Source organism: Streptococcus shenyangsis, assembly GCF_006385785.1.
In the GTDB taxonomy this organism is placed as follows: domain Bacteria; phylum Bacillota; class Bacilli; order Lactobacillales; family Streptococcaceae; genus Streptococcus; species Streptococcus shenyangsis.
On the sequence record NZ_VFSH01000002.1, the window covers coordinates 1 to 23,803 of the forward strand.

Here is a 23,803-nt window from a genome sequence, read left to right on the forward strand (position 1 = left end):
TTGGCTTGAACACCTTTATTGTATCGCGTTTGGAGTTTTTTGGGTATAACCTTCGACGCGCACCCGCATAGCGGGTGGTTTTTTTGTCTCGCACCTAACGGAGCGAGACGGACTAATAGTCACATAAAAAAAGAAAGGACAAAATTTGCCCTTTCTAGATCTTATCTTTGCTTCAATCCATTACAATGGATAAAGAACTCAATTTCTTATAGGTAAAGGAATTTGAAAACAGCTACTGCTGCAATTGCTGCTGCGATAGGTGCTACTACTGGTACCCAAGAATACCACCATTTTGAATCACCTTTGTGCTCACCAAGAACTGATTTTGGAAGGAAAGCATGAAGGAGACGTGGACCAAAGTCACGGGCTGGATTCAAGGCAGGTCCTGTAGGTCCACCAAGTGATGTTACCAAGGCCATAACGAGGAAACCAAGTGCCAAATGAGCAATTCCAAGACCTGATGTCATAAATGGAGCTACTTGTTCTTTAGCTTGTTCAAGTGCTGCTGTTACTTGTTCTTGAGGAATTGTTTGACCTTGAGTAGTTGCTTGAGCAACTTGAGAATTGATAGCCGCTTGCGCTTTTGACACTAGTTCAGCACCAAAGAAGTGTTTAGTTAAACCAAGCGCTGCAAAGAAAAGGACAAATGAACCAACAAACTCGTTTACAAAACCATTAACAGTTGCTGCAAAGCGTGATTCTTTTGAACCATTATCCAAACTTGAAATTGTTGAGAAAGTACCCAAGATGTTGTTTGGATTTTCAGTTTTCAAGTAGTATGGGCGGTGTGTTACCACAACCAAGGCTTGGCCAAAAATAGCACCCAAAACTTGTGCGACGATATAAGGCGCAACTTGTGCCCAAGGGAATAGACCGCTGACTGCAAGTCCAAGAGTGAAGGCTGGGTTGATGTGGTTTCCAGATACGTTACCAAACATCAAGGCAGGAATCATAACCCCCATACCGTAACCAACAGCGATAACGATCCAGCCACTTTGGTGACCTTTCGTACCTTTAAGTTCAACGTTGGCAACTGCACCATTTCCAAGAACGATCAAAAGAGCAGTGGCCAAAAATTCAGTGGCATATTTAATTGCCCATGTGAAATCCATTTGATAGATTCTCCTTAAAATTTTTTAGACAATCATTATTCTATCAATTTTTACATCTTTTAGCAACTACTTTCCTGAAAGATTATGACAGAAAACGGTTCCAAATCTTATAAACTAATCTTTGTTTTCAAGATATTACCAATTCATTAGGTTATCTGTGCTAGTCTGATTCTTTTATGTCAATTCCTTCTGATGCATGGTATAGGGAATAAGAAGTATCTTTCATCATTCACAAATAAAAACATAGTTTTATTCGCTACCATAACCTACATCCGCCACAATATATTTGAATAAGTATAGGGTTTGAATTGATTAGAGAACGGGTTTCAAAGTGCAAGTGTCTGTTGGATTAAGAAAAATATCAAAATAAAGAACATACTTGCTATTAGTAGCCCCTTAGACATTATATCCTGCCTTGAACTGACTACTTTATATATTGTATTACTTCGTCCTCACAACAATATATCAAAAGTCAAAAGCGTTTAGAAAAACTCTATATTAAATTGAAGTAAGATATGAACAAACCGATTAGTAATACTCTTCGAAAATCAAATTAATTTCTAGAAATATTTTAGCAACCGAGGTGTACTATTATAGATTCATTCCGCTATATTTCATGAGAAAACGCATAATATCAAGTTTTTGGGGCACCTGATATCATGCGTTTTCTGTTCTTAAAATATTTTTTCTCAGTCTCTTTTTGTTACAAGTTCATCTTCAAAGTTCTTGATTTTGGGTAAATCTAAAATCAAATTTTACCCAACTGATCCTTCCATTTCGTAGCTAATCAAGCGGTTAAGCTCAACGGCATATTCCATTGGAAGCTCTTTTGTGAAAGGCTCTACAAATCCCATGACAATCATCTCAGTTGCCTCAGACTCTGATAAACCACGGCTCATGAGGTAATAGAGTTGTTCTTCTGAAATCTTAGAGACCTTAGCTTCGTGTTCCAAAGCAACTTGCGAGTTATGAATTTCATTAAATGGAATAGTATCTGATGCTGACAAGTCATCCATGATAATGGTATCACATTCAATGTGGGAAACAGATTTCTTAGAGTTCTTGTTAAAGGTGACCTGTCCACGGTAGTCAACCTTTCCTCCGCCTTTAGCGATGGATTTAGACACAATAGACGAGCTAGTATGTGGAGCATTGTGGATCATCTTAGCACCCGTGTCTTGGTGTTGCCCTGCATTGGCAAAGGCAATAGAAAGCATAGTCCCACGCGCCCCTTCTCCATCTAGGTAAACAGATGGGTATTTCATAGTCGTTTTGGCACCCAAGTTCCCATCAATCCACTCAACAGTCGCATCTTTTTGAGCTTTAGCACGCTTAGTAACCAAGTTATAAACGTTATCAGACCAGTTTTGGATGGTTGTATAACGCATATAAGCTCCATCCAAGGCAAAGATTTCTACGATGGCGGCGTGCAAGCTGTTACTTGAATAAGTTGGCGCTGTACATCCTTCTACGTAGTGGACACTTGCTCCCTCATCAACGATAATCAAGGTACGTTCAAACTGACCAGTATTTTCGTTATTGATTCGGAAGTAAGTTTGAAGTGGAATATCCACTTTCACACCTTTTGGTACATAGATAAAGGTTCCACCTGACCATACTGCCGAATTGAGGGCAGCCAACTTATTATCTGTTGGTGGTACCAACTTAGCAAAGTACTGTTTAAACAAGTCTGGGTATTCCTTGAGGGCAGAATCTGTATCTGTAAAGATAATCCCCAATTTTTGGAACTCTTCTTTCATATTGTGGTAAACCACTTCTGACTCGTACTGGGCAGAGGCACCAGCTAGATAAGCACGCTCAGCTTCAGGAATCCCGATACGTTCAAAGGTTTCTTTAATTTTTTCAGGAACGTCATCCCATGAACGAGCTGGTTTATCAGATGGTTTTTGGTAATAAATCAAGTCATCAAAGTCAATCTCTGATAAGTCTGCTCCCCAAGTTTGCATGGGCATTTTTTTGAAGGTTTCATAAGACTTCAAACGGAATTCTAACATCCACTCAGGTTCTCCCTTAGCAGCTGATAGTTCACGAATGACATCTTCATTCAATCCTTTTCCTGTCGATAGGACAGGCTCTACATCATCATGGAAACCAAATTTATATTCACCAAGGTCAATTGGTTTTGGTTCTACTCTTTCTTCAGCCATAATATCCTTTCTTTCATTCTTCATTTCTACTGATTCATAAGACAAAAGAAACTTGCCTTACTTATTTTCTTGATTTTCAATTGTTTTCTTAAGGGCATTCCAAGCTAGAGTTGCACACTTGATTCGTTGAGGAAATTTGGCAACGCCTGACAAGAAAGCAGCATCGCCAAGACTATCTTGTCTGCCATCTTTTTGCCCTTGAACCATTTCAGAAAAAATAGTCGCAAGTTCTAAGATTTCTTGTTTGGTCTTTCCCAAAACTGCATCTGTCATCATGCTCGCAGAGGCAGTCGAGATGGTACAGCCTGAGTTTAGAAAAGCGATATCCTCCAAGCGGTCATCTGCATCAAACTTGACGGAGAGATTGATAACATCTCCACAGGTCGGATTGTTGAGACTGATTTGTTCAGCGTCTTCTAACTTCCCTTGGTGATGTGGATTTTTCGAATGGTCTGCTACCACTGCCATATAAAGGCTATCTAGTTTAGAAAGTGCCATTGAAAAACTCCTTTGTCTTTTGTAAGGCATCGACTAGCTTGTCGCAATCTGCCTTGGTATTGTAGATATAAAAACTCGCACGAGCTGTTGCTGAAACTTCCAAATATTGGAGCAAAGGCTGCGCACAGTGGTGACCCGCACGAACAGCCACTCCTTCATAATCCAAAGCAGTCGCAAGGTCGTGAGGATGAAGGCCCCCTAGGTTAAAAGCAATGACACCCGAGCGTTGAGCCAAGTCCTGCGAACCATAAATAGTCAATCCTTCAATAGCTTGCAGTTTTGGATAGACATAGGCGATTAATTCTTGTTCATGAGATTCAATGGCATCCATACCAATGTTTTCAAGATAATCCACGGCAGCTGCAAGGCCAATCGCACCTGCCATGTTAGGAGTTCCAGCCTCAAATTTCCAAGGTAATTCCTTCCAGCTAGCAGACTGCTCATAGACGAAATCAATCATTTCACCGCCGAATTCAAGAGGTGACATTTGTTCTAGATACTTTTCTTTGCCGTAAAGAACACCAATACCAGTTGGACCAGCCATCTTATGACCTGAAAAGGCAAAGAAGTCCACATCCAAGTCCTGAATATCAATCTTCATATGAGGTGTAGATTGAGCGCCATCCACCACCATGATAGCTCCAACTTGGTGGGCCAATTGAGTGATTTCTTTGATTGGATTAACCACACCAAGAACATTTGAAGCGTGAGCTAACGAAACAAACTTGACTCTATCAGTCAATTTAGCTCGCAAATCATCCATATCTAGAGCCCCGTCCTTGAGATAGACATAGACAAGCTCTGCCCCAGTCTTGCGACAGGCTTCTTGCCATGGAATGATATTGGAATGGTGTTCCATGATAGAAATCAAGACCTGGTCTCCCTCAGTCAAGACTTCCTCTGCAAAGCGCGCCACCCAGTTAAGACTGGTTGTCGTTCCTCTGGTAAAGAGAACTTCCTTTGTAGAGCCTGCATTGATAAATTTACGAATTGTTTCACGAACCGCCTCATAAGAAGCTGTCGCCCTTTCTGCCAAGGTATGAACTCCACGGTGAACATTGGCATTATCCTGTTCATAGTAGCGGTTAATCGTCTCCAGAACTGCTAGTGGTTTTTGTGTCGTCGCAGCATTGTCCAAATAGACCAATGGTTCATCGTTGACAATCTGGTCTAAAATTGGAAAATCCTTGCGAATAGCTTCTGCATCTAACATAGGCTTCCCCTTAGCGTTTTGACAATTTTTCTTCGATCGTCGCAATCATTTCATCACGAACTTCCTTGACAGGGATCTCAACGATAACGGATCCAAGGAAACCACGAACAACCAAACGTTCTGCAGTGGCTTTGTCAAGTCCACGGCTCATAAGGTAGTACATATCTTCTGGATCCACTTGTCCGATAGACGCTGCATGCCCTGCAGTAACATCATTTTCATCAATTAAAAGAATTGGGTTGGCATCGGAACGTGCTTGGTCTGAAAGCATGAGAACACGGCTTTCTTGTTGGGCATCTGCTCCCTTAGCACCCTTGATGATGTGGCCAATACCATTGAAGGTCAAAGTTGCTTTTTCAAGAATTACTCCATGTTGCAGGATATTACCGATAGAGTTGCAACCATAGTTAGTTACTCGAGTATCAATCCCTTGCACCTGACGACCACTTGAAAGAGCTACGACCTTGAGGTCTGCATGGCTACCATTTCCAAGTAGGTCACTATCAAAGTCAGCGACAACATTTCCTTCGTTCATGACACCGATAGCCCAGTCAATACTTGCATCGTTGCCCAATTTACCTCGGCGGCTAATGTAGGCAGTGACATTCTCACCAAGACGATCAATTGCAGCAAATTTCACTTGAGCACCAGAACGAGCAATGACTTCTACAGTGATATTGGCAGTTGCTTTGGCACTACCCTCACCACGAGATTCCAAACGTTCCAAATAGCTAATCTTAGAGTTTTTACCAGCGATAATCATAATATGTTTGTTAAACGGCACATCGCTATCGCTGTCTTGGTAGAAAATACCTTCGATTGGCTTTTTAATCTCAACATTATCAGGAATGTAGAGAACAGCACCACTGTTGAAATAAGCTGTATGGTAGGCTGCCAACTTGTCATCGTCATACTTGACAGATGACATGAAGAATTCTTCTACGAGTTCTGGAATTTCTTCTAAAGCTGAATGGAAGTCTGTAAAGACAACACCCTGTTGAGCCAACTCAACTGGAATTTGCTCAAAAACAGTTTGAGTTCCTACTTGTACCAACTTCAAGTGGTTATCTAGTGCAGTGAAATCTGGAACATTTGCTGATGGCTCACTTTCTCTAATCGTTCCATCACCCAGATTCCAACGGTGGAATTTGACACGCTCAATAACTGGTAATTCCAAAGTCTCAATCTTGTCAAAAGCTTTTTGACGGAGATCAGCCAACCAGCTTGGTTCAGCGTGCATTTCTGAAAAAAGTTGAATATTTTCTTTAGTCATTTACTTCTCCTAAAAGATACGAGGGAATTACAATTCTTCCTTGTAGTCGTAGCCAAGTTCTTCAGCTAGTTTTGCGTATCCTTCACGTTCCAAACGCGCAGCCAATTCTGGACCACCAGAAAGGACAACACGCCCTTCCATCATCACGTGTACCACATCAGGTGTGATGTAGTTCAAAAGACGTTGGTAGTGAGTGATGATCATAGCACCAAAACCTTCACCACGCATGGCATTGACACCTTTAGACACAACTTTAAGAGCGTCAATATCAAGACCAGAGTCAATCTCGTCCAAAAGTGCAAATGTTGGTTCCAACATCAAGAGTTGAAGAATTTCATTACGTTTTTTCTCACCACCAGAGAAACCTTCGTTGAGGTAACGCTCTGCCATTTCTTCTTTCATGTTAAGCAATTCCATTTTTTCGTCTAGCTTAGTGATGAACTCGCGAACTGAAATCTTCTCATCGTCTTCTTTCCCCGCATTCATAGCGGCACGAAGAAACTCAGCGTTGGTAATTCCAGGAATTTCTGACGGGTATTGCATTGCAAGGAAAAGTCCCATACGCGCACGCTCGTCCACTTCCAACTCAAGGATATTTACGCCATCAAACAAGACTTCACCTTTAGTAACCTCATAGTTAGGATTTCCCATGATAGCGGCAGAAAGAGTCGATTTACCAGTACCATTTGGCCCCATGATAGCGGCGATTTCGCCTGTTTTCAGGGTCAGGTTAACCCCTTTTAAAATTTCTTTTCCTTCAATCTCAACGTGAAGATCTTTGATCTCTAATACTGACATGATAGTTCCTTTCTTTTTCAAGGCCTTTGCAGTACTTACTAGAAACATACTTAATTTCCCTAGAAAATACGGTAAAAGGTCAATAAATATACTTTTATAGTATAACAAAAAAAAGCCTAAAAGGCTTTGATTTTGTCTAGAAGCTGAGGATTAGTCTTTTCCTTTTAAATGTTGGTCAATGACATCTACAATCTTGCCCATCAAATAACTAACTCGAAAATTTCTAAAGAGCAAAATGGCCCAAAAGGCTGCCATAATATAGCGACCAGTCATCCAGGCTTCATTGAAAAAATAGGTCTCAGCAGCTGTAAACAGCGCTATGATAATAAATTGTTGTCTATTCATAAACTTATTGTATCATGAAATCTTTCTTTAGTCTTCCTCTACCTTCACTTTATCAGCCAAAAATTCAAATCCTTCTGGTATCAGACTTTCTTCTGCTTCTTTTTCAGCTTGAGAAGATTTAGCTTTAGCTGAAAAGGCTGCGCGAACTTCTTTCCATTCCTCCATGGAAATAGCTAAAATCTCGGGTGAAAAACCTGCTGCCTGACTGAGGATGTTGCCAAACATGGTGTTAAGATTGTCTCGTTTCATGGTTTGACCAGCATTGAAGTTAGACTCAAAAGCAAGAATAGCGTGGTGTTCATTGGCCGCAACCGGTTGAGATCCAACTAACAGAGCCTTATCAGGTCCACCTAGACTTTCAATCACCTCTCCCCAGGCATTCTGCAAGCGAATCAGATTTTGACGCGCTAAATCAGGATTTTCGACGGCCTCTTGTAAGATAGATTGAACTTTATTGCGATCCACACGATAGACGGTCTTGCCTGCTGCTGGACGACTAGGAACTGGATTTGTTGGCTTAGCTACAGTTCCCACATTTGCAAGTTCTTGTTTGAGACGTGCAATTTCCTGTCTCAGTGCAGCAATTTCATGTTCAACCGCCCCTGAAAGAGCTGGTTCGGGCTTAATCTCCGCCAAACGGATGGTCATCATCTCAGCATAAATCTTGGGTTGCAAACTAGACTTAATATCTGCTAAACTAACTGTCGCCAAACGAATCATTTCAAACAAATTTTCTTGATGAATTGCCAAATTCTCCACAAAGACTGGACTATGATGAGTGTTTTCTCCCCCTGTTTGAACAATTAACAAATCTCTTAAATAGTGCAAAAGGTCGGTCACAAAACGAGTCATGCTCTTACCATTCTCAAAGAGAAGATTTAAGCAAGCTAAGGCTTTGGGAACATCCTGCTGAGATAAGGCAGCCACATAATCATCCAAGGCTGACAGACTAATAGTTCCTGTAATTTCTTCAGAGATGGCAGTCGTCAACTCATTTCCCTGTGTCAAACTCAGGGCTTGATCCAAAATTGACAAGGCATCCCGCATCCCACCTTCAGCCCGTCTAGCAATGATTTCCACAGCCTCTGGTTCAGAACTGATATTTTCTTTTTCTAAGATATAGTGGATATGTTCCTTAATATCCTGTGTCTTAATTGATTTAAATTCAAAACGTTGTACACGAGATAGAATAGTGGCAGGAATCTTGTGCAATTCAGTAGTGGCCAAAATAAAGACCACATTCTGTGTTGGCTCTTCCAGAGTCTTTAGGAGGGCATTAAAAGCCCCTGTAGATAGCATGTGAACCTCATCTATGATATAAACCTTATAACGGGCAAGGCTAGGGGCGTAGGTAGATTTATCACGAATTTCACGAATTTCATCTACCCCATTATTAGAGGCCGCATCCATTTCAATGACATCTTCTAAACTACCATCTGTCACTGCCTGACAAATATAGCAGTTATTGCAAGGCTCACCACCCACTTGATTGGGACAGTTCATAGCTTTGGCAAAAATCTTAGCTACACTGGTCTTTCCCGTTCCACGAGGACCTGAAAAAAGATAGGCATGACTTATTTTCTCTTGTTCCACTGCTTGTTTAAGAGTCTTGGCCACAACTTCCTGTCCAACCAACTGGGAAAAGTTTTGACTTCTATATTTTCGATAAAGTGCTTGATACATTAGGCTTTCTCCCCAAACATTGTAAAGTCCCATTCTGTCTTTTCAAGCAAAATAGCGACAAATTGTTCCAAATAATCTCGATCCATAGCATCATAATCATCAACCTCTGAAGAATCAAGATCCAGAACTCCAAGCAATTGACCATTCTTTATCATCGGCACAACAATTTCACTTTTAGCACTACTATCACAAGAAATATAGTTAGGATAGGTCGTCACATCTCCAACCAGAACAGTTTCCTGAAAGTGAGCTGCCTCACCACAAACACCCTTGCCTAGCGCAATACGGATGCAGGAAACACCACCTTGGAAGGGACCTAAAATCAATTCCTCTCCATCGAACAAATAAAAGCCTGCAAATACAGTATTAGGAAAACGTGATTTTAAAAGAGCACTGGCGTTGGAAAGATTAGCCAAAACATTACTTTCACCTTCCAATAAAAAAGAGAGCTCTTCATTTAACATTTGATAACGTGATTGTTTTTCTGATTCTAACATAGAACTATTATATCAAAAAAGCCTTACAGACAAAAGAAAAATCCCTTGTTTAGAAAACAAAGGACTTTGTGAATTTTCAATTTGATTAAAGTTCGATATCACCGAACAAGTCAGCCATTGAGAATCCTGTTTGTGTTTCTGGAAGTTCGAAATCACGTTTTTCTTGACGTTTTGGACGACGTGGACGAGCAGCACGTTTTTCTTCTTTTTGTCCTTCTTCTTGAGCTGGACGCTCTTCAAGAGCTTTGATAGAAAGTGATACGCGCTCTGCATCTGCGTTAACTTCAAGAACTTTAACTTTAACTTCTTGACCAACTTTAAGAGCTTCTTTTGGATTTTCAATACGTTTGTGTGAAATTTGTGATACGTGAACAAGTCCATCAATACCTGGCAATACTTCAACAAATGCACCGAAGTCAGTCAAACGTTTAACTGTTCCTTCTACTACATCACCTTTAGCCAATTTTTGCTCAACGCCATCCCATGGTCCAGGTGTTGTTGCTTTAAGTGAAAGTGATACACGTCCTTCTTCTTCGTTAAGATCAAGGATTTTCACTTCAATTTCTTCACCAACAGTTACAACTGATTTTGGTGATACGTTACGTTCATGTGACAATTCAGTCAAGTGAACCAATCCGTCAACACCACCAAGGTCGATGAAAGCACCGAAGCTTGTGATACGTGCAACTTTACCAGTTACTACATCACCAACAGCCAATTTACCGAATACTTCAGCGCGAGCTGCTGCTGTAGCTGCTTCAACAACTTCACGACGTGAAAGGATGAAGCGGTTTTCTTTAGCGTCAACTTCTTTGATTTTAGCATCAAATTCTTGACCTACAAAACGCTCAGTGTTACGTACGAAACGAGTATCCAACATTGAAGCTGGGATAAATCCACGAACACCTTCAAATTCTACTGAAAGTCCACCTTTAACGGCACGAGTTCCTTTAACAGTAACAACTTCTTCTTCGCGACCAACAAGTTTGTCCCATGCTTTGCGAGCTTCAAGGCGTTTTTTAGATACAAGGTATGTAACTGTATCAGTATCTTTACCAACTACTTGACGAAGTACAAGAACATCCAATACTTCTCCTACTTTAACAAAGTCATTGATATCTGCATCGCGATCGTTTGTCAATTCGCGAAGAGTCAAGACACCTTCAACACCAGTTCCAGAGATTGCAACGTTAGCTTGAGTCGCATCAACTGTCAATACTTCAGCACTAACAACATCACCAGTCTCAACTTGGCTAACGCTATTTAGCAAATCTTCAAATTCGTTCATCTAAAAAATCCTCCAACAATCAAGTTTTTCTTAAACTTGACATACTTATAATTTTTTTCCTAAGCACCCGCAAGGACATGTTTATATCGTTCACGTCTTTCAATTATAAAAATAAAATACCCTAAGATATTTTGCTTTTTATCTTGATTATTACCTAAGAACTGGGGTAGCTGGATTCGAACCAACGCATGAGGGAGTCAAAGTCCCTTGCCTTACCGCTTGGCTATACCCCATTGATGAAATGGAGAGAGAGGGATTCGAACCCCCGAACCCGAAGGAGCGGATTTACAGTCCGCCGCGTTTAGCCTCTTCGCTATCTCTCCTACAATCAACATGGACTATTATATCATGAAAATTTCAAAAAAACAATACTTATTTTGCTAAATTATAATTTTCAATCAAAATTTCCACAGCTTTTTCCAATTTTTTATAAAAACTATCGACATTCCCATTCTTTATGATGGCAAATTGTCCATCTAATTCGGCAATTTCTCCGATAACTTTTTTACCAATGGTCAAGGTATAACCTTCAAAACTGTCTTTTCCTACATTAACTTTAGCATCTGCTACTTGAATTTCGATTTTTTTATCTTTCTTGCTCATTTCATACCTCTCTTTACTTTTTCTATTTTACAAGAAAATCCCAAAACTAGCAAGAAAAAACTCTATATCATTCTGAGTCTGATATAGAGTTTTCTGCTTTATTTAATGTGTTTTTCTAGTTCTTTTTGGTACTTACCGTTTGATTCCAATTTTTCTTTTTGCCATTTTTTCAGTGCTTCTTCATATTCTTTTGTCGTAACAATATCTTTTTGCAATTTCATTCCTTTAAAGATATATGGGTCACCCTTAATACCAACTTGTGAGTATGGTTTTGAGAATGGCACGACATTACTTACAACTGGAGAACCACCAGATGAAGCTGTTGGCATCAATAATGAACTATCTGTCAACCAAGCTTGAGCCTTGGCATATTTTTCATAGCGTTCTTCAAGATTGGTAGTTTCTGAATCTGCATCATCCAATAATTTCTTATACTGGTCCAAACCAATCTTAGCTACGACATCCTTGTCTTTTCCTTTAGTGATACCTAGGTGTTTCATAGCAGAACCTGATTTAGGATCCATGATAGTTAAATAAGATGCTGGGTCTTGATAACTTGGAGCCCATCCTGTACTATTCAAATCATAGTCTTTTTGGGAAGGAACACGCGCTTGTGAAGTGATTGTTTCCTTTTCATTATCTGTCATTTGAAGAACGTCGATGACAACATTTTCGGCACCAAGAGTTGATTCGATTGACTGTTTGAAAGAGTTGCTTTGTTGAACGGCGATGGTATCTGTCTGTTCAACTGGGACATCCAAATGAATTGGGAAGCTTACCCCTTTAGATTCCAAATCTTTCTTAGCTTTTTCGAAAGCAGCTTTAGCCTTGTCAGGATTGTAGATAGAATCCTTACCGTCAACTAGCTCAACACCTTTCCATTGCTCACCATAGTTCACCAACTCTACTTGAGCGATTTGACCAAAGTTTTTACCACCTGCTTGCACAAAGTTATCTGGAACTAAACTGTTACGAATAATCTTATCCGCACCGTCTTCACCATTTAGCTGGGCAGCATAAGAATGACGGTTGAAGGCAAAGTTAATAGCCTGACGGAAGTCCTTATTAAGCATAGCTTCTTTTGTAGAAGTCTTTTGTTCTTCACTTGTTTTCGCAGTTTTATTATATGACTGACGATTTACGTTAAAGGTGAAGTAATAACTACTTGAGTCCTGTGGGCTATAAGTGATTTTATCTCCGTATTGTTCCAAAGTTGAAGCAAAGTTTGAACTACTTGGGAAGAGACGAGCTGTCGTATAAGCACCAGAAGAGAAGCTACGAATCAACGATTCCTGATCAGAACCATCGTAGTAAGTCAATTTAATCTTCTCGATTTTTACATTTTCTTTATCCCAGTAATTTGGATTTTTCTCATATTCGATCAACGATTTAGAAGTCAAAGTCTTCAAGAAATAAGGACCATTATAGAGAATCCCTGCTGGAGTAACTGCTCCATAATCTTTACCTGATGCCTTCAAAAACTCTTCATTTACAGGCAACATCGTCGCTGTTGTAACTTTAGAATTCCAGAAGCTTTCTGGTTTGTTTAGGGTATACTCGACTGTGTAATCATCCAAGGCCTTGACACCAACTGTAGAGAAATCATTAGTCTCACCAGTCATGTAGGCATCCAAGCCCTTGATAGAATTTTGGATGAGAGAGACACCGTCTGACTTACCGTCAGCTACGTGTTTCAATCCTGTTACAAAGTCATGGGCTGTTACTTCTGCGTATTCTTCACCCTCGGAAGTATACCATTTAACTCCTTTACGAAGTTTATAGGTATAAGTCAAACCATCTTTGGACACAGACCAATCTTCAGCCAAAGAAGGAACAACATTTCCGTATTTGTCATTTTCCATCAAACCATCAATAACATTTCCAATAACGTCTGTCGTCGATGTCCGAGTCGCTATACTGTAGTCCAAAGATGCTGGATCCACTGCATAGACATAAGAAAATGTTGTCGGTGCATCTGCTTCTTTATCAGCTTTTCCACAAGCTACTAAAAAAGCTGTTGTACTCAGGACTACTCCTGCTGTTAAGAGCCACTTTTTCGATTTCATAAAAAATCTCCTTTAGTTTATTTTAATCTACTTTTACAATCCAACCTTCTGGCGCTTCAATATCACCAAACTGAATTCCTGTCAATTCATCATAAAGTTTACGAGTCACAGGACCTACTTCTGTTTCACTATAGAATACATGGAAATCATCACCATGTTGAATACCTCCAATTGGAGAAATAACCGCTGCTGTACCACAAGCACCTGCCTCTACAAAACGATCCAGGTTATCAATTGGGACATCCCCCTCAATAGGAGTTAAGCCCAAGCGGTGTTCTGCCAAATAAAGCAAAGAATACTTAGTAATAGATGGCAAGATAGATGGACTCAATGGTGTTACAAATTCATTGTCAGCTGTAATTCCAAAGAAGTTAGCTGATCCAACTTCTTCAATCTTTGTATGTGTTGATGGATCTAGGTAAATAACATCTGAGAAATGGCAAGATTTAGCCAATTTCCCTGGCAAGAGACTGGCAGCATAGTTTCCACCAACCTTAGCCGCACCTGTACCATTTGGAGCGGCACGGTCGTATTCATCCTGAATTAAGAAGTTGGTTGGAACCAAACCGCCTTTAAAGTAATTTCCAACTGGCATAGCAAAGATGATGAAAATGTACTCTTCTGCTGGTTTAACCCCAATAATATCTCCGACACCAATCAAAAGTGGACGAAGATAAAGGGTTCCACCTGTTCCATATGGTGGTACATATTCTTCATTGGCGCGGACAACTGCCTTACAAGCTTCTACAAACATGTCTGTCGGAACTTGTGGCATCAAGAGACGATCACAAGTACGTTGCAGGCGTTTAGCATTTTCATCAGGACGGAAAAGTTGAATACTACCATCCTTAGTACGATAAGCTTTCAATCCTTCAAATGCTTGTTGTCCGTAGTGGAGACTTGGAGAAGACTCTGAAATATGCAAAGTTGCATCCTCTGTAAGCTCTCCTTGATTCCATTGTCCATTTTTAAAATGAGCAATATAGCGATAAGGTAATTTCATATAGGAAAAACCGAGATTTTCCCAATCAATCGTTACTGTCATATTCCACTCCTTATTCTAAAAACCTATTTCTTTTATTCTACACTATTTTTCTAAAATAGCAAGCATATTTTGTAATTTTCAGAAAATTTCTTCAATAAAAAGAATCTAAGGTATCTGTCGTAATGAATCCTATATAAAAATTACATAAAAAACTTAAATTATTCTTCTATATCGTTTGATGCAATCTGTTCAATAACTGAACTTGTTTTTGACATACATAGAGCCCGTGCATTAATATTAGTAATCTGTTTCGACAGAGATATGACAAAATGAACTAAAGATAGTACACAATGTTGTGCAGTCATCTTATGCCATATTCAATCGATTTACGTAAAAAAAGTTCTCGCCTATTGTAAGCGAACAGGTAGTATAACAGAAGTATCACACGTTATCCAAATCTCACGCAATCCCATTATCTAAAAGAGAAAATAAGTAATCTAAACCATCAAGTAAAAGGAACAAAACCAAGAAAAGTTGATAGAGATAGACTTAAAAACTATCTTACTGAGAATCCAGACGCTTATTTGACTGAAATAGCTTCTAAATTTGGCTGTCATCCAACTATAGCGTATTGAATCTGGAGTAGTACATTACGGTTGCTGAAACATTTCTAGAAAAAATTGACTTTCTCAATCACTTTGTTCATATCTTATTTCAATCCACTATGCTCTCAAAGCTATGGGCTACACTCGAAAAAAAAGAATCATACCTACTATGAACAAGCCCCAGAAAAAGTAGCTTTATTTCTTATTCCTCCCCACTCACCTGAGTACAATCTTACTGAGAAAACCTGGGCTCATATCAAAAAGCACCTCAAAAGAGTTTGGGACAAAAGTCTAACCTTAAATATAAAAAGCGAACAAAATGAGTTATCTGACATTCAGAATTTTGTCTTGTTCGCTTTTTTTCCTAATCTATCGATTTTAAAAATTTATAATAAAGAATTCCTAAAATCAAAATCTTTTTGTCCCAGCCTCTTTACGAGGCTGTTTCGTCCTATTCTTGTTTCAATCTGCTGTGTTTCTCATAAAAAACAAAAGGATTAAGAAAGTCATTTTCCTTAACCCTATAGTCCCTTAAGCCTGACGTTGTCCGAAATCTGCAATCATTTGCTCCATTTCTTGTCGACTCGGAGTTGTCAACATATACAGGTAATCTCCTTGAAGTTCCGCAAAGGCCGCTGGCATGATTTTTTTAACCTTGAACTGCTGGCCATATTTAGCAAGCAAGTCCTCCTCAGAATAAACATAGTGAGCATTTGCACGACGTGATGTAGCTAAACAAAACTGAGGTTCAAAATCTGACGCTGGGAACTCTTCTCCTGCGACTATAGCTGCATAGCCACGATAGAGGTCCAAGGAATGGGCAAAGTTATAAACATCAATGGTGAAACCACCTGCAGGGCGGTTATTGTACTCGATGGCAATATAATCATCCCCTTCACGGAAAAACTCGATATGGAAGAAACGTTCTTTCATACCAAATTCCTTAACAATCGCTTCACCATATTTGCGCAGTTTAGGATCCATATCCTTGAGCACATAGTAGGAATTGTCCATCTTGTAAATCATGAGATCAAGTGGTGTATAGGCGTAGTCAAAGGTCGTTGAAAAGACGATTTTACCATCCTTGTCCACAAGACCATCAAAGGTACAGATTTCACTAGAGGTGACAAATTTCTCAAAGAAATAAATAGTTGAATGGTCCCACTCAGCCTTGAAGTGATTGATATCGTCCTCTGTCTCAAGCTTGAAGGTGGCCGCTGCGCCCACTCCATTATCAGGTTTGGCAATCATTGGAAGGCCGATTTCTTTCACAGCTTGATCAACATCTGCTTCCGTCTTGATAACAGCTCCAGGTACCACAGGGACACCTGCTTTTTTGAAGAGTTTCTTCATTTCAGACTTAAATTTCGTCTTTTTGAGATCCTCTGGTTTAGCACCAAAGACATTGAATTGTTCTCTGAGTGTTGCATCCAGCTCAAGCCAGTATTCATTATGAGACTCGATGCGATCAATTGGGCCATGTTTATAAAAGAGAAAAGCAGCTGCACGTTTGACTTCATCTATGTTCTCAAGGTTATCTACACGGAAATACTCGGTCAGGCTATTGCGTAAAGGTTCATCCAATTGCTCGTAAGGTTCCTGACCAATCCCCAAGACGGTAATTCCTTTATTGGCTAGCTCAATGGTAAACTGTTGAAAATTTTGCGGATAGTAGGGAGAAATAACAAGGTAATTCATAGGTAACTCCTTTTATAAATAGAGATTTCCAAGGAAATAAGGCATTTGTTTGCGCCACCATTCCCAGTCGTGGGCGACATCGTGTCCCCATTCAGCAAACCAGGCTGGGATTTGTTTCTGGTCAAAGGCTTCTTTGAGCTTGTAGAAAGACGGTAGACCGTCTTGTTCCCAAACACCAAGCCCCGTACAAAGCACAATCTCTGCCTGACGGTAACGGTCAATAAACCAGCTGTCGTTCTGATTCCAAATATAATCTACTGGCGAGTTTTGATAAATAGCATCATCATTGTAATAATCGCCGACAAAGAAACGTGCGTCGTAAACACCACTGAGGGCAATCACCTTTGTAAAGACATCTGGATGCTGGAGGAAGAAATTGACAGCATGGTAGGCTCCCATCGAGCAACCTGTCGTCATCATGCCATCAAACCAACCTGTCTTGTGCTTGATAAAAGGAATAGCCTCCTCAATCACATAGCGCTCGTAGGCACGGTGCATCTCTGCTTGGTCATGACTATTTTTCCAAGTGGCCAACCAGCTCTCACTATCTACACTGGATAGGGTAAAGAACTGGACACGGCCTTCCTCGATAAAAGAAGCACAAGCCTCAATCATGCCAAAATCATAGTATTCATTGTGACTGCCACCTGATGAAGCAAAAACCACAACTGGAATCCCAGCATGTCCATAACGGTTGAGGTACATTTCACGGTTGAGATGACCACTCCAGTGACTAAGGTTTTCAATATGCATTTGCTTTCTCCTTTTCTAACTTACCATTTCTCTGCAAAAAAACGGAGACAATCTGGTAAATTTTCCGACCAAGGGATTTCACTATGAATAGCACCAGACTGAACTTTCAAGACAAGATTATCCAGATGAACTCCCCCTGCTATCAAATCATGGTAATAGCGAAGCGACGAGTCGATATAGGCTTGTTTGATATTGCCAGCCATCAGGGTTTTGTCCGTATCATCTGCTTCTTCTGTTCCTACATAGATAAAAATACGCTGGTCAGGCAATAAATTTTGACGCTCGATATAACGGTTAAAGGCTTCTTGGTGGAGCCAGTTTGCAGATGAAAAGACACCTAGACAACCAATTTGGTCTTGGTATTCTAGTCCGATAAACTGGGTAATATTGCCTCCTAGTGACGAGCCAATCATAGCCGTATGCTGGCGATCAGCTTTAGTACGGTAAGTCTCATCGATAAATGGCTTTACCACATCCATAACAAACTCGGCATACTCCACACCTTTACCGCCAAACTGCTGCCCCGGAATAGGAGATTCTTGGAACTTCCAAGCCGCATACTCATTCATCCGCCCCATACCATCATTATCAATAGCAACGACAATCATGCGACTGATATCAGGATTACGCTTAATTGCTGGGATAATCTTCCATGAGTGACCAATAAAGGATTCTTTACTATAAAAGACATTTTGCCCGTCATGAAAGTAAACCACAGGATAGGAACGATCCGTGTCTTTTTCATAATCTTTAGGAAGAAGAACACGCACACGGCGCTCCTTACCAGTATAAGGAACCTTGAGTTTGTGTTCTTTCATTTTTAAATAAAAGTAGGATTGATTCATTGTCAGAAAACTCTCTATATTCAAAATTTTATCTCATTATATCATAAAAATAGAAAAAAAGTCAGTTTTGCTTCCATTTTTGGATTAAAAACTAACTTTTTCATTTATTTTTCTACATTCTTTTGGATTTTCTGATTAGAGGAGATTGTCAATCAAGTCATCGACTTCATCTTTTTCAGTTTGAGGTGTAATCTCAGTAATCATAATCCCTGCCACTGCTCGCTCAACTAAGCCCTTAACATCCATCCGTTTTTCATACTGCTCTGCATTTTTAATCTTAGGATTGGTCTTAGGACGGTCAGGTGCAAAAATCGTACAGCAGTCTTCAAAAGGCTGGATAGAAATATCAAAGGTATCGATTGCTTGGGCAATATCAATGATTTCCAACTTATCCATAGTAACCACAGGACGAATGACTGGAGTGCTGGTCACAGCGTTGATAGTCTGCATGCTTTCCAAGGTCTGGCTAGCTACTTGACCAAGACTTTCCCCATTGATGATAACCAAACCATTTCGTACCTCACGAATACGATCGGTAATCCGCATCATAAAACGGCGTGTCAAGGTCATGAGGTAGGCTTCTGGTGCTTTAGCCTTGATTTCCTCTTGAATCTCTGTGAAAGGAACTTCGATAAACTGGATATTGCCCCCAAACTTGGTTAATTTACGGGTCAAGTCCTGGGCTTTTTTAAGAGCACCAGGACTGGTGTAAGGTGGACTGGCAAAGTGAACTGCCTCAATATCTACCCCTCGTTTAAGAGCTAGATAACCCGCCACAGGTGAATCAATTCCTCCTGACAACATGAGCATGCCTTTACCAGAACTTCCCACAGGTAATCCTCCTGCTCCACGAAAGGTTTCATAGGAAATATAAGCTGCTTCCTCACGAATCTCAACCTGAAGATTAATATCTGGATTTTTCATCTGAGCTTTCACGTTTGGAATAGCCTTGAAAACAGCACTACCAAGAGTTTGATTGAGTTCACGACTATCAAGTTCAAAGGTGTGGTCGCTACGCTTACCAGTGATTTTAAAGGTCATCCCTTCCTTATAGGTTTCTTTCATAATCTCTTGGACAGCAGACTTAAGAACTTCCACAGACTTTTCGACTTTATAAACGGGAGAAAAGTTTTGAATTCCAAATACTTGTTTGAGCGATTCTGCTACTGCGGTATAATCAGCTCCATTCAGGTAAGCGTGGGCACGGTCGCGATCTGCGGTTACCTTAACTTGGGGATAGATAGACAAAACGTCTGAAATATTATTACGAAGTTTATTGATGAAACGCATACGATTTTTGTGTTTGGTTGACAATTCTCCATAGCGAATCATAATTTCTGAATACTGCATAAATGCTCCTATCTTACTTTTCTAGTTTGATTATAAATTAATTTTAGCTTGGTCAAAAACTGCTCGACCTGACTCATATCATTTTCTAGGTCAAGGCTTAAACGCACAGCTGACTGGGCCTTATCCTTGTCCACTCCCATAGCAATCAAGGTACCTGCAGGTTTCCCTGCCTTGGATGAACAAGCAGAGGTCGTTGAGATGAAAATATCATAGTCTTCAAAGGCGTGAACGATAACTTCACCACGAACACCTTTGATTCCAAAAGTCAGAATATGAGGGGCAAAGTCTTCCTCATCTGAAAAGACAAAAATGTCTGGATAGTCCAGAAGAGCTTGGCGAATCACTGCCTTCATCTGTCCTGTCTTACTAGTAAAGATGTCCAGCTTTTCCATAGACAAACGGAGGGCCTTGGCTGTCGCTGCAATCCCTGCTACATTTTCAGTTGTCGAACGATAATCACGCTCCTGACCACCACCTGTTAAAAGAGGCGTAATCTTCTTGCCAGACTTTATATAGACAAAACCAACACCTCGGACTCCGTGGAACTTGTGACCAGAGAAAGTCGCAAAATCCACTCGTTCTGTCAGATACTTTTCAGTTGGAATCTTGGCAAGCGCCTGAACCGCATCAACGTGGAAGGAAATAGTCGGCTTGTCTGCCAAGAGTTCTGAAATAGCTTGAATAGGTTGAATCGAGCCGATTTCATTGTTTACAGCCATGACAGAAATTAGGATTGTATCAGGTCGTATCAAAGCTCCTAGAGCCTCAACATCCACAAATCCTTTCTCATCAACTGGAGCAAAATCCACTTCAAATCCTTGACTTTTCAACCAGAGGGCTGACTCTTTGACTGCTGGATGTTCAATGGCTGATACGATGATGTGCTTGCCAAACTTGGCTTTTTCACAGGCCACACCCTTGATGACCCAATTATCTCCTTCTGTCCCACCAGAGGTAAAAAAGATTTCATCGCTTTTCTTACCGATTAAATCTGCAATCTGTTGGCGGGAAGCATCTAAGATTCGTGTTGCCTGGTCTCCCAAACGATGGAGACTAGATGGATTTCCTAAAATTTTTGAAGCCACCTGCATATAGGTTTCAATGGCTTCATGATAGGGCTTGGTCGTCGCTGAATTATCAAAGTAAATCATGTTTTCTCACGCTTTCTAAAATCACTCTTTCTATTGTATCATGAAACGGAGCCTGCGACAAGAATAGGCAATTCCTCTTTTTTTAAGATTTTTTTAAAGAAATGCGGTATAATAAATTTTAATTAAAGGAGAGAATGCATGTCTAATTATCGTAGAACTTCAAAACCAAAAACAGAACACATCAAAAAAGGCTTTACAGTCTTTCAAAAAACCGTTGCTACTATTGGTAGTATCCTTGGCTTGATTACCGCAAGTATCACTATCATGAACGCCTTGGATAATAACAAAAATACTAAAAAAGAACCTACGACAAGCCAGACGACAACAATTGTCAAAGAAATTCAAAAGGAAGCCCCTCAGGAAAACACTCGTCCCAATAAAGAAAATAACACTTCTCAAGAAAAAACACCGCAAGAAGAAACACCACAATCTAGTGTCAAGGAAGAGAAAAAAGAAGAGCAGAAAACAGCAACTCAGGACTCTACTACTCCTGCTCCAAGTAAAGCTACCACTGAAAATGAAAAACAACCCAATACTCCAACTTCAGAAAATAAAAGCAATCCTCAGTAAGCACTTGATTTAAGAAAAAATTAACTCAAAAATAAAACTACACAGTCTCTCTTTGTATAATTGATGTTTTAGAGGGTAGTTTCTTGACCAATTTTATGAGATTCATACTCATAAAATTGAAACCTAGCTATGTTGTGATAACTTATTTGTCTCTAACATAAACTTTGCACGCGCCAACAATACTCTCTCATCTGCCCCAAGGGGGGCAAGATCCATTTTTCATTCACCTTATATTCGAAATTCTTCTTCATGCAGAAATTAGTAAGCCTTTTACATCTAACATAAATAACCTAGTTCAACCACTTCATAGGCATTACTTCCTGTTTTATTCTTATTTCATACTCTTCGAGAATCTCTTCAAACCACGTCAGCATCGCCTTACCGTACTCAAGTATAGCTTGCGGCTAGTTTCCTAGTTTGCTCTTTGATTTTCATTGAGTATCAATTATAAACCATGGCATAATAAAACGAGCATATCCAACTGATACAATGCTCGTTTTTTTGCTATTTTAGAGGTGGTTTTTTGCTTACTAAAAATTAAAGAATTCCATGGCCTGTTTGAAAAGCAATTCAGTATACTCTGGGTCTTCTTGGGCAATGGTAACTTGATCTTGAATCATTTCCAAGTCATCCGTTATCATGCCATCAGCTCCCAAATGAACGGATTTATCAAAGGACTCTGAACTATTGATAGTCCAAACGTACAATTTCTGATCCGTATTCCAAAGCTTGTTGACAAAATTTTCATCTAAAGTTGAATACTCCATGGTATAACCTGTAGCCTTGGTTCTTGGGAAGATACTATTATAAGGTAGGATGAAATAGACTGGAATTTGAGAATCGTAGGCTAGAACCTGATCAATCACATGGTAGTCTAAAGATTGCATTTGGTGACCATTCTGCTTAAGAACCGTTCCATATTTTTCCATAAATCGTTTCATCATATCTGGACTATCTTTTCGACTGGTTTTAATTTCAATGAGGAGTTTTTGATGCAATTCATTGGCTTTATTGAGATAGTCATCAAAACTGGACACCTTGCTATGATAACCATTTTCTGAAATATCAAGTTTGGTTAATTCTTTCAAAGTTAGATCCTGTGGATTGGCATTAACTCCTGTCAGATTCTTGATATTGGCATCATGCATCATGACAAACTGGCCATCTTTTGTTTCCTGAACATCTGTCTCAACGAAATCTGGAGATAACTGAGCGGTTTTTTCTAGTGATTGGACGGTATTTTGCACACCATTCTTATTAGATACTCCCCTGTGAGAAATGATTAAAGGTTTATTGGCTACTGGAGCTTCTAAATAAACATAACCCTCAAGAGCGAAAAAGATACAAGCACAGCCCATCACTCCCCATCTCATCCAGTGGTCTTTCTTTCTCCTTGGTGTAATTTCTAGTTCTTCTCCCGTTAAGAAGGAAACAAACTTAATAAGAAAGTAAGTCAAGGCTATATAATGAAAATTCTTAATCAAGACAAAATTGATAATTCCCAGAACAAGAGATTCCTTATGTGTCAGACCATCCATCAGTGCCTGACTTGCTAATATTGGAATCAATAAAAGAATGAAAAATAGGTAGGTTTTGACGACAATCCAAAGCAAGTTCCAAATATAAAACCAGGAGTGCTTTCTTGTCTTCTCTAGACTGTATCTGACTGCTTCTTTGACTGTCTTCTTCTCAAATAAAAGCTGAGGTAGGGCAAACATGAAACGCACTGAAATATAAAATAGAAGTAAAGCTAGAATAGTAACCACTATACCTACTAGCCAATACTTGTCTTCCACATAATCAACGATAAAGTCCGGAATGACAATTTTATTTAAGTAGTAAATCTTTAAAATCTTTCGAATCACTGGAAAGAGCATCATGACATAAAAGAAGATAAAGGTTATCTTGGCAAGCGTGACTTGCTTCATAAACAAGAAACTTTGTCGAAAGACCTTGCGACTGTACTCCAGCAAGGTCCTCTTTTCATGACATAATAAATGCCGAGCACCAATAAAGAGAAGTCCTATCTGGTAATAGGCGATCAGTAAATTAACGATTACCAGAATAAATAAAGCAAGACTAACAAAGGGAGAACCCGTTATAATGGCAAAAATATTGTTGTAGGATAGAAAGAGATAACCTGTCTGACGGAGCAAAAGTCCAGCAATCCAAGAATTTGATGGTAACCAGACAAACTCAATCATCATGAAAGTCAAGAAAAATAGAAAAAGTATTTTATCTAGATTAAAGTATATCTGCTTAAAACCTAGATTTTTAGGTTTTTCAGGTTTCATAGGCACTC

Annotated in this window: 20 protein-coding genes, 2 tRNA genes and 2 pseudogenes; 2 read left to right on the top strand and 22 right to left on the bottom strand. The window is 39.7% G+C overall.

Annotated features, from left to right (window positions below):
* Nucleotides 1–206: 206 nt before the first annotated feature.
* The 16 genes and pseudogenes from gla to FJR77_RS01700 form a co-directional block, all read right to left on the bottom strand.
* Nucleotides 207–1,112: an aquaglyceroporin Gla gene (gene gla, locus FJR77_RS01630; RefSeq protein WP_000348098.1), complete on the bottom strand. Its 906-nt coding sequence runs from the start codon at nucleotides 1,110–1,112 to the stop codon at nucleotides 207–209.
* Between the two features lie 177 nt (nucleotides 1,113–1,289).
* Nucleotides 1,290–1,541: pseudogene (locus FJR77_RS10250) on the bottom strand (IS5/IS1182 family transposase); the annotation flags it as partial.
* A gap of 326 nt (nucleotides 1,542–1,867) precedes the next feature.
* Nucleotides 1,868–3,280, bottom strand: coding sequence for a Fe-S cluster assembly protein SufB (sufB, locus tag FJR77_RS01635; RefSeq protein WP_000797050.1), 1,413 nt, complete (start codon nucleotides 3,278–3,280; stop codon nucleotides 1,868–1,870).
* Nucleotides 3,281–3,337: 57 nt separating this feature from the next.
* Nucleotides 3,338–3,778 (bottom strand): Fe-S cluster assembly sulfur transfer protein SufU, encoded by a 441-nt coding sequence (sufU, locus tag FJR77_RS01640; protein ID WP_140834526.1) that lies wholly within the window; start codon nucleotides 3,776–3,778, stop codon nucleotides 3,338–3,340.
* Nucleotides 3,765–4,991 carry a cysteine desulfurase gene (locus tag FJR77_RS01645; RefSeq protein ID WP_140834524.1) on the bottom strand — a complete coding sequence of 409 codons (1,227 nt, stop codon included), beginning with the start codon at nucleotides 4,989–4,991 and terminating at the stop codon, nucleotides 3,765–3,767. Before FJR77_RS01645 ends, sufU begins: the two co-directional genes overlap by 14 nt.
* A 10-nt stretch (nucleotides 4,992–5,001) precedes the next feature.
* Entirely contained in the window at nucleotides 5,002–6,264 is a 1,263-nt protein-coding gene (gene sufD / locus FJR77_RS01650; protein ID WP_140834522.1) for a Fe-S cluster assembly protein SufD, read from the bottom strand.
* Between the two features lie 27 nt (nucleotides 6,265–6,291).
* Nucleotides 6,292–7,062 (bottom strand): Fe-S cluster assembly ATPase SufC, encoded by a 771-nt coding sequence (sufC, locus tag FJR77_RS01655; RefSeq protein ID WP_000114489.1) that lies wholly within the window; start codon nucleotides 7,060–7,062, stop codon nucleotides 6,292–6,294.
* Between the two features lie 150 nt (nucleotides 7,063–7,212).
* Nucleotides 7,213–7,407, bottom strand: a complete 195-nt coding sequence (locus FJR77_RS01660) for a DUF3272 domain-containing protein (RefSeq protein ID WP_001081602.1) — start codon at nucleotides 7,405–7,407, stop codon at nucleotides 7,213–7,215.
* A 27-nt stretch (nucleotides 7,408–7,434) separates the two neighbouring features.
* Nucleotides 7,435–9,090 (bottom strand): DNA polymerase III subunit gamma/tau, encoded by a 1,656-nt coding sequence (gene dnaX, locus FJR77_RS01665; protein WP_140834521.1) that lies wholly within the window; start codon nucleotides 9,088–9,090, stop codon nucleotides 7,435–7,437.
* On the bottom strand, nucleotides 9,090–9,587 hold the full coding sequence (locus FJR77_RS01670; protein WP_140834519.1) for a GAF domain-containing protein: 498 nt from the start codon (nucleotides 9,585–9,587) through the stop codon (nucleotides 9,090–9,092). Before FJR77_RS01670 ends, dnaX begins: the two co-directional genes overlap by 1 nt.
* A gap of 85 nt (nucleotides 9,588–9,672) precedes the next feature.
* Complete coding sequence (rpsA, locus tag FJR77_RS01675; protein WP_001001630.1) at nucleotides 9,673–10,875, bottom strand: 30S ribosomal protein S1; 1,203 nt, start codon at nucleotides 10,873–10,875, stop codon at nucleotides 9,673–9,675.
* Nucleotides 10,876–11,036: 161 nt separating this feature from the next.
* Nucleotides 11,037–11,108: transfer RNA gene (locus tag FJR77_RS01680), tRNA-Gln, on the bottom strand.
* A gap of 9 nt (nucleotides 11,109–11,117) precedes the next feature.
* Nucleotides 11,118–11,198 (bottom strand) — tRNA-Tyr (locus tag FJR77_RS01685).
* Nucleotides 11,199–11,247: 49 nt separating this feature from the next.
* The gene (locus tag FJR77_RS01690; RefSeq protein ID WP_000037113.1) at nucleotides 11,248–11,478 is read right to left on the bottom strand and encodes a DUF2969 domain-containing protein; all 231 of its coding nucleotides are present in this window, start codon (nucleotides 11,476–11,478) and stop codon (nucleotides 11,248–11,250) included.
* Between the two features lie 98 nt (nucleotides 11,479–11,576).
* Nucleotides 11,577–13,544, bottom strand: coding sequence for a peptide ABC transporter substrate-binding protein (locus tag FJR77_RS01695; protein ID WP_140834518.1), 1,968 nt, complete (start codon nucleotides 13,542–13,544; stop codon nucleotides 11,577–11,579).
* A gap of 22 nt (nucleotides 13,545–13,566) precedes the next feature.
* Nucleotides 13,567–14,589, bottom strand: coding sequence for a branched-chain amino acid aminotransferase (locus FJR77_RS01700; RefSeq protein WP_000219001.1), 1,023 nt, complete (start codon nucleotides 14,587–14,589; stop codon nucleotides 13,567–13,569).
* 308 nt (nucleotides 14,590–14,897) lie between these two features.
* On the opposite strand from FJR77_RS01700, the pseudogene FJR77_RS01705 reads away from it, so the two are divergent.
* Nucleotides 14,898–15,338 (top strand): annotated as a pseudogene (locus FJR77_RS01705) (IS630 transposase-related protein); the annotation flags it as partial.
* Between the two features lie 327 nt (nucleotides 15,339–15,665).
* On the opposite strand, the gene FJR77_RS01710 reads toward FJR77_RS01705, so the two are convergent.
* The 5 genes from FJR77_RS01710 to FJR77_RS01730 form a co-directional block, all read right to left on the bottom strand.
* A complete protein-coding gene (locus tag FJR77_RS01710) occupies nucleotides 15,666–16,832 on the bottom strand; it encodes an ATP-grasp domain-containing protein (RefSeq protein ID WP_125451283.1) in 1,167 nt (388 codons plus the stop codon).
* A 12-nt stretch (nucleotides 16,833–16,844) separates the two neighbouring features.
* A complete protein-coding gene (locus FJR77_RS01715) occupies nucleotides 16,845–17,585 on the bottom strand; it encodes an esterase family protein (RefSeq protein ID WP_140834517.1) in 741 nt (246 codons plus the stop codon).
* Nucleotides 17,586–17,605: 20 nt separating this feature from the next.
* A complete protein-coding gene (locus FJR77_RS01720) occupies nucleotides 17,606–18,430 on the bottom strand; it encodes an alpha/beta hydrolase (RefSeq protein ID WP_140834515.1) in 825 nt (274 codons plus the stop codon).
* Between the two features lie 135 nt (nucleotides 18,431–18,565).
* Nucleotides 18,566–19,780 (bottom strand): tRNA uracil 4-sulfurtransferase ThiI, encoded by a 1,215-nt coding sequence (thiI, locus tag FJR77_RS01725; protein WP_140834513.1) that lies wholly within the window; start codon nucleotides 19,778–19,780, stop codon nucleotides 18,566–18,568.
* Nucleotides 19,781–19,788: 8 nt separating this feature from the next.
* Nucleotides 19,789–20,931, bottom strand: a complete 1,143-nt coding sequence (locus FJR77_RS01730; protein WP_140834512.1) for a cysteine desulfurase family protein — start codon at nucleotides 20,929–20,931, stop codon at nucleotides 19,789–19,791.
* A 138-nt stretch (nucleotides 20,932–21,069) separates the two neighbouring features.
* Between FJR77_RS01730 and FJR77_RS01735 the strand changes: the two genes are divergently transcribed.
* Complete coding sequence (locus FJR77_RS01735; protein WP_140834511.1) at nucleotides 21,070–21,501, top strand: DUF6556 family protein; 432 nt, start codon at nucleotides 21,070–21,072, stop codon at nucleotides 21,499–21,501.
* Between the two features lie 530 nt (nucleotides 21,502–22,031).
* Here FJR77_RS01735 and FJR77_RS01740 read toward each other — a convergent pair.
* Nucleotides 22,032–23,795: a glycerophosphoryl diester phosphodiesterase membrane domain-containing protein gene (locus tag FJR77_RS01740; RefSeq protein WP_140834509.1), complete on the bottom strand. Its 1,764-nt coding sequence runs from the start codon at nucleotides 23,793–23,795 to the stop codon at nucleotides 22,032–22,034.
* Between the last annotated feature and the right edge of the window lie 8 nt (nucleotides 23,796–23,803).

Excerpts from the sequence above, each read along its gene's own strand:
- gla (WP_000348098.1), bottom strand. The coding sequence starts at position 1,112 with ATGGATTTCACATGGGCAATTAAATATGCCACTGAATTTTTGGCCACT.
- sufB (WP_000797050.1), bottom strand. The coding sequence starts at position 3,280 with ATGGCTGAAGAAAGAGTAGAACCAAAACCAATTGACCTTGGTGAATAT.
- sufU (WP_140834526.1), bottom strand. The coding sequence starts at position 3,778 with ATGGCACTTTCTAAACTAGATAGCCTTTATATGGCAGTGGTAGCAGAC.
- FJR77_RS01645 (WP_140834524.1), bottom strand. The coding sequence starts at position 4,991 with ATGTTAGATGCAGAAGCTATTCGCAAGGATTTTCCAATTTTAGACCAG.
- sufD (WP_140834522.1), bottom strand. The coding sequence starts at position 6,264 with ATGACTAAAGAAAATATTCAACTTTTTTCAGAAATGCACGCTGAACCA.
- sufC (WP_000114489.1), bottom strand. The coding sequence starts at position 7,062 with ATGTCAGTATTAGAGATCAAAGATCTTCACGTTGAGATTGAAGGAAAA.
- FJR77_RS01660 (WP_001081602.1), bottom strand. The coding sequence starts at position 7,407 with ATGAATAGACAACAATTTATTATCATAGCGCTGTTTACAGCTGCTGAG.
- dnaX (WP_140834521.1), bottom strand. The coding sequence starts at position 9,090 with ATGTATCAAGCACTTTATCGAAAATATAGAAGTCAAAACTTTTCCCAG.
- FJR77_RS01670 (WP_140834519.1), bottom strand. The coding sequence starts at position 9,587 with ATGTTAGAATCAGAAAAACAATCACGTTATCAAATGTTAAATGAAGAG.
- rpsA (WP_001001630.1), bottom strand. The coding sequence starts at position 10,875 with ATGAACGAATTTGAAGATTTGCTAAATAGCGTTAGCCAAGTTGAGACT.
- FJR77_RS01690 (WP_000037113.1), bottom strand. The coding sequence starts at position 11,478 with ATGAGCAAGAAAGATAAAAAAATCGAAATTCAAGTAGCAGATGCTAAA.
- FJR77_RS01695 (WP_140834518.1), bottom strand. The coding sequence starts at position 13,544 with ATGAAATCGAAAAAGTGGCTCTTAACAGCAGGAGTAGTCCTGAGTACA.
- FJR77_RS01700 (WP_000219001.1), bottom strand. The coding sequence starts at position 14,589 with ATGACAGTAACGATTGATTGGGAAAATCTCGGTTTTTCCTATATGAAA.
- FJR77_RS01710 (WP_125451283.1), bottom strand. The coding sequence starts at position 16,832 with ATGAATTACCTTGTTATTTCTCCCTACTATCCGCAAAATTTTCAACAG.
- FJR77_RS01715 (WP_140834517.1), bottom strand. The coding sequence starts at position 17,585 with ATGCATATTGAAAACCTTAGTCACTGGAGTGGTCATCTCAACCGTGAA.
- FJR77_RS01720 (WP_140834515.1), bottom strand. The coding sequence starts at position 18,430 with ATGAATCAATCCTACTTTTATTTAAAAATGAAAGAACACAAACTCAAG.
- thiI (WP_140834513.1), bottom strand. The coding sequence starts at position 19,780 with ATGCAGTATTCAGAAATTATGATTCGCTATGGAGAATTGTCAACCAAA.
- FJR77_RS01730 (WP_140834512.1), bottom strand. The coding sequence starts at position 20,931 with ATGATTTACTTTGATAATTCAGCGACGACCAAGCCCTATCATGAAGCC.
- FJR77_RS01735 (WP_140834511.1), top strand. The coding sequence starts at position 21,070 with ATGTCTAATTATCGTAGAACTTCAAAACCAAAAACAGAACACATCAAA.
- FJR77_RS01740 (WP_140834509.1), bottom strand. The coding sequence starts at position 23,795 with ATGAAACCTGAAAAACCTAAAAATCTAGGTTTTAAGCAGATATACTTT.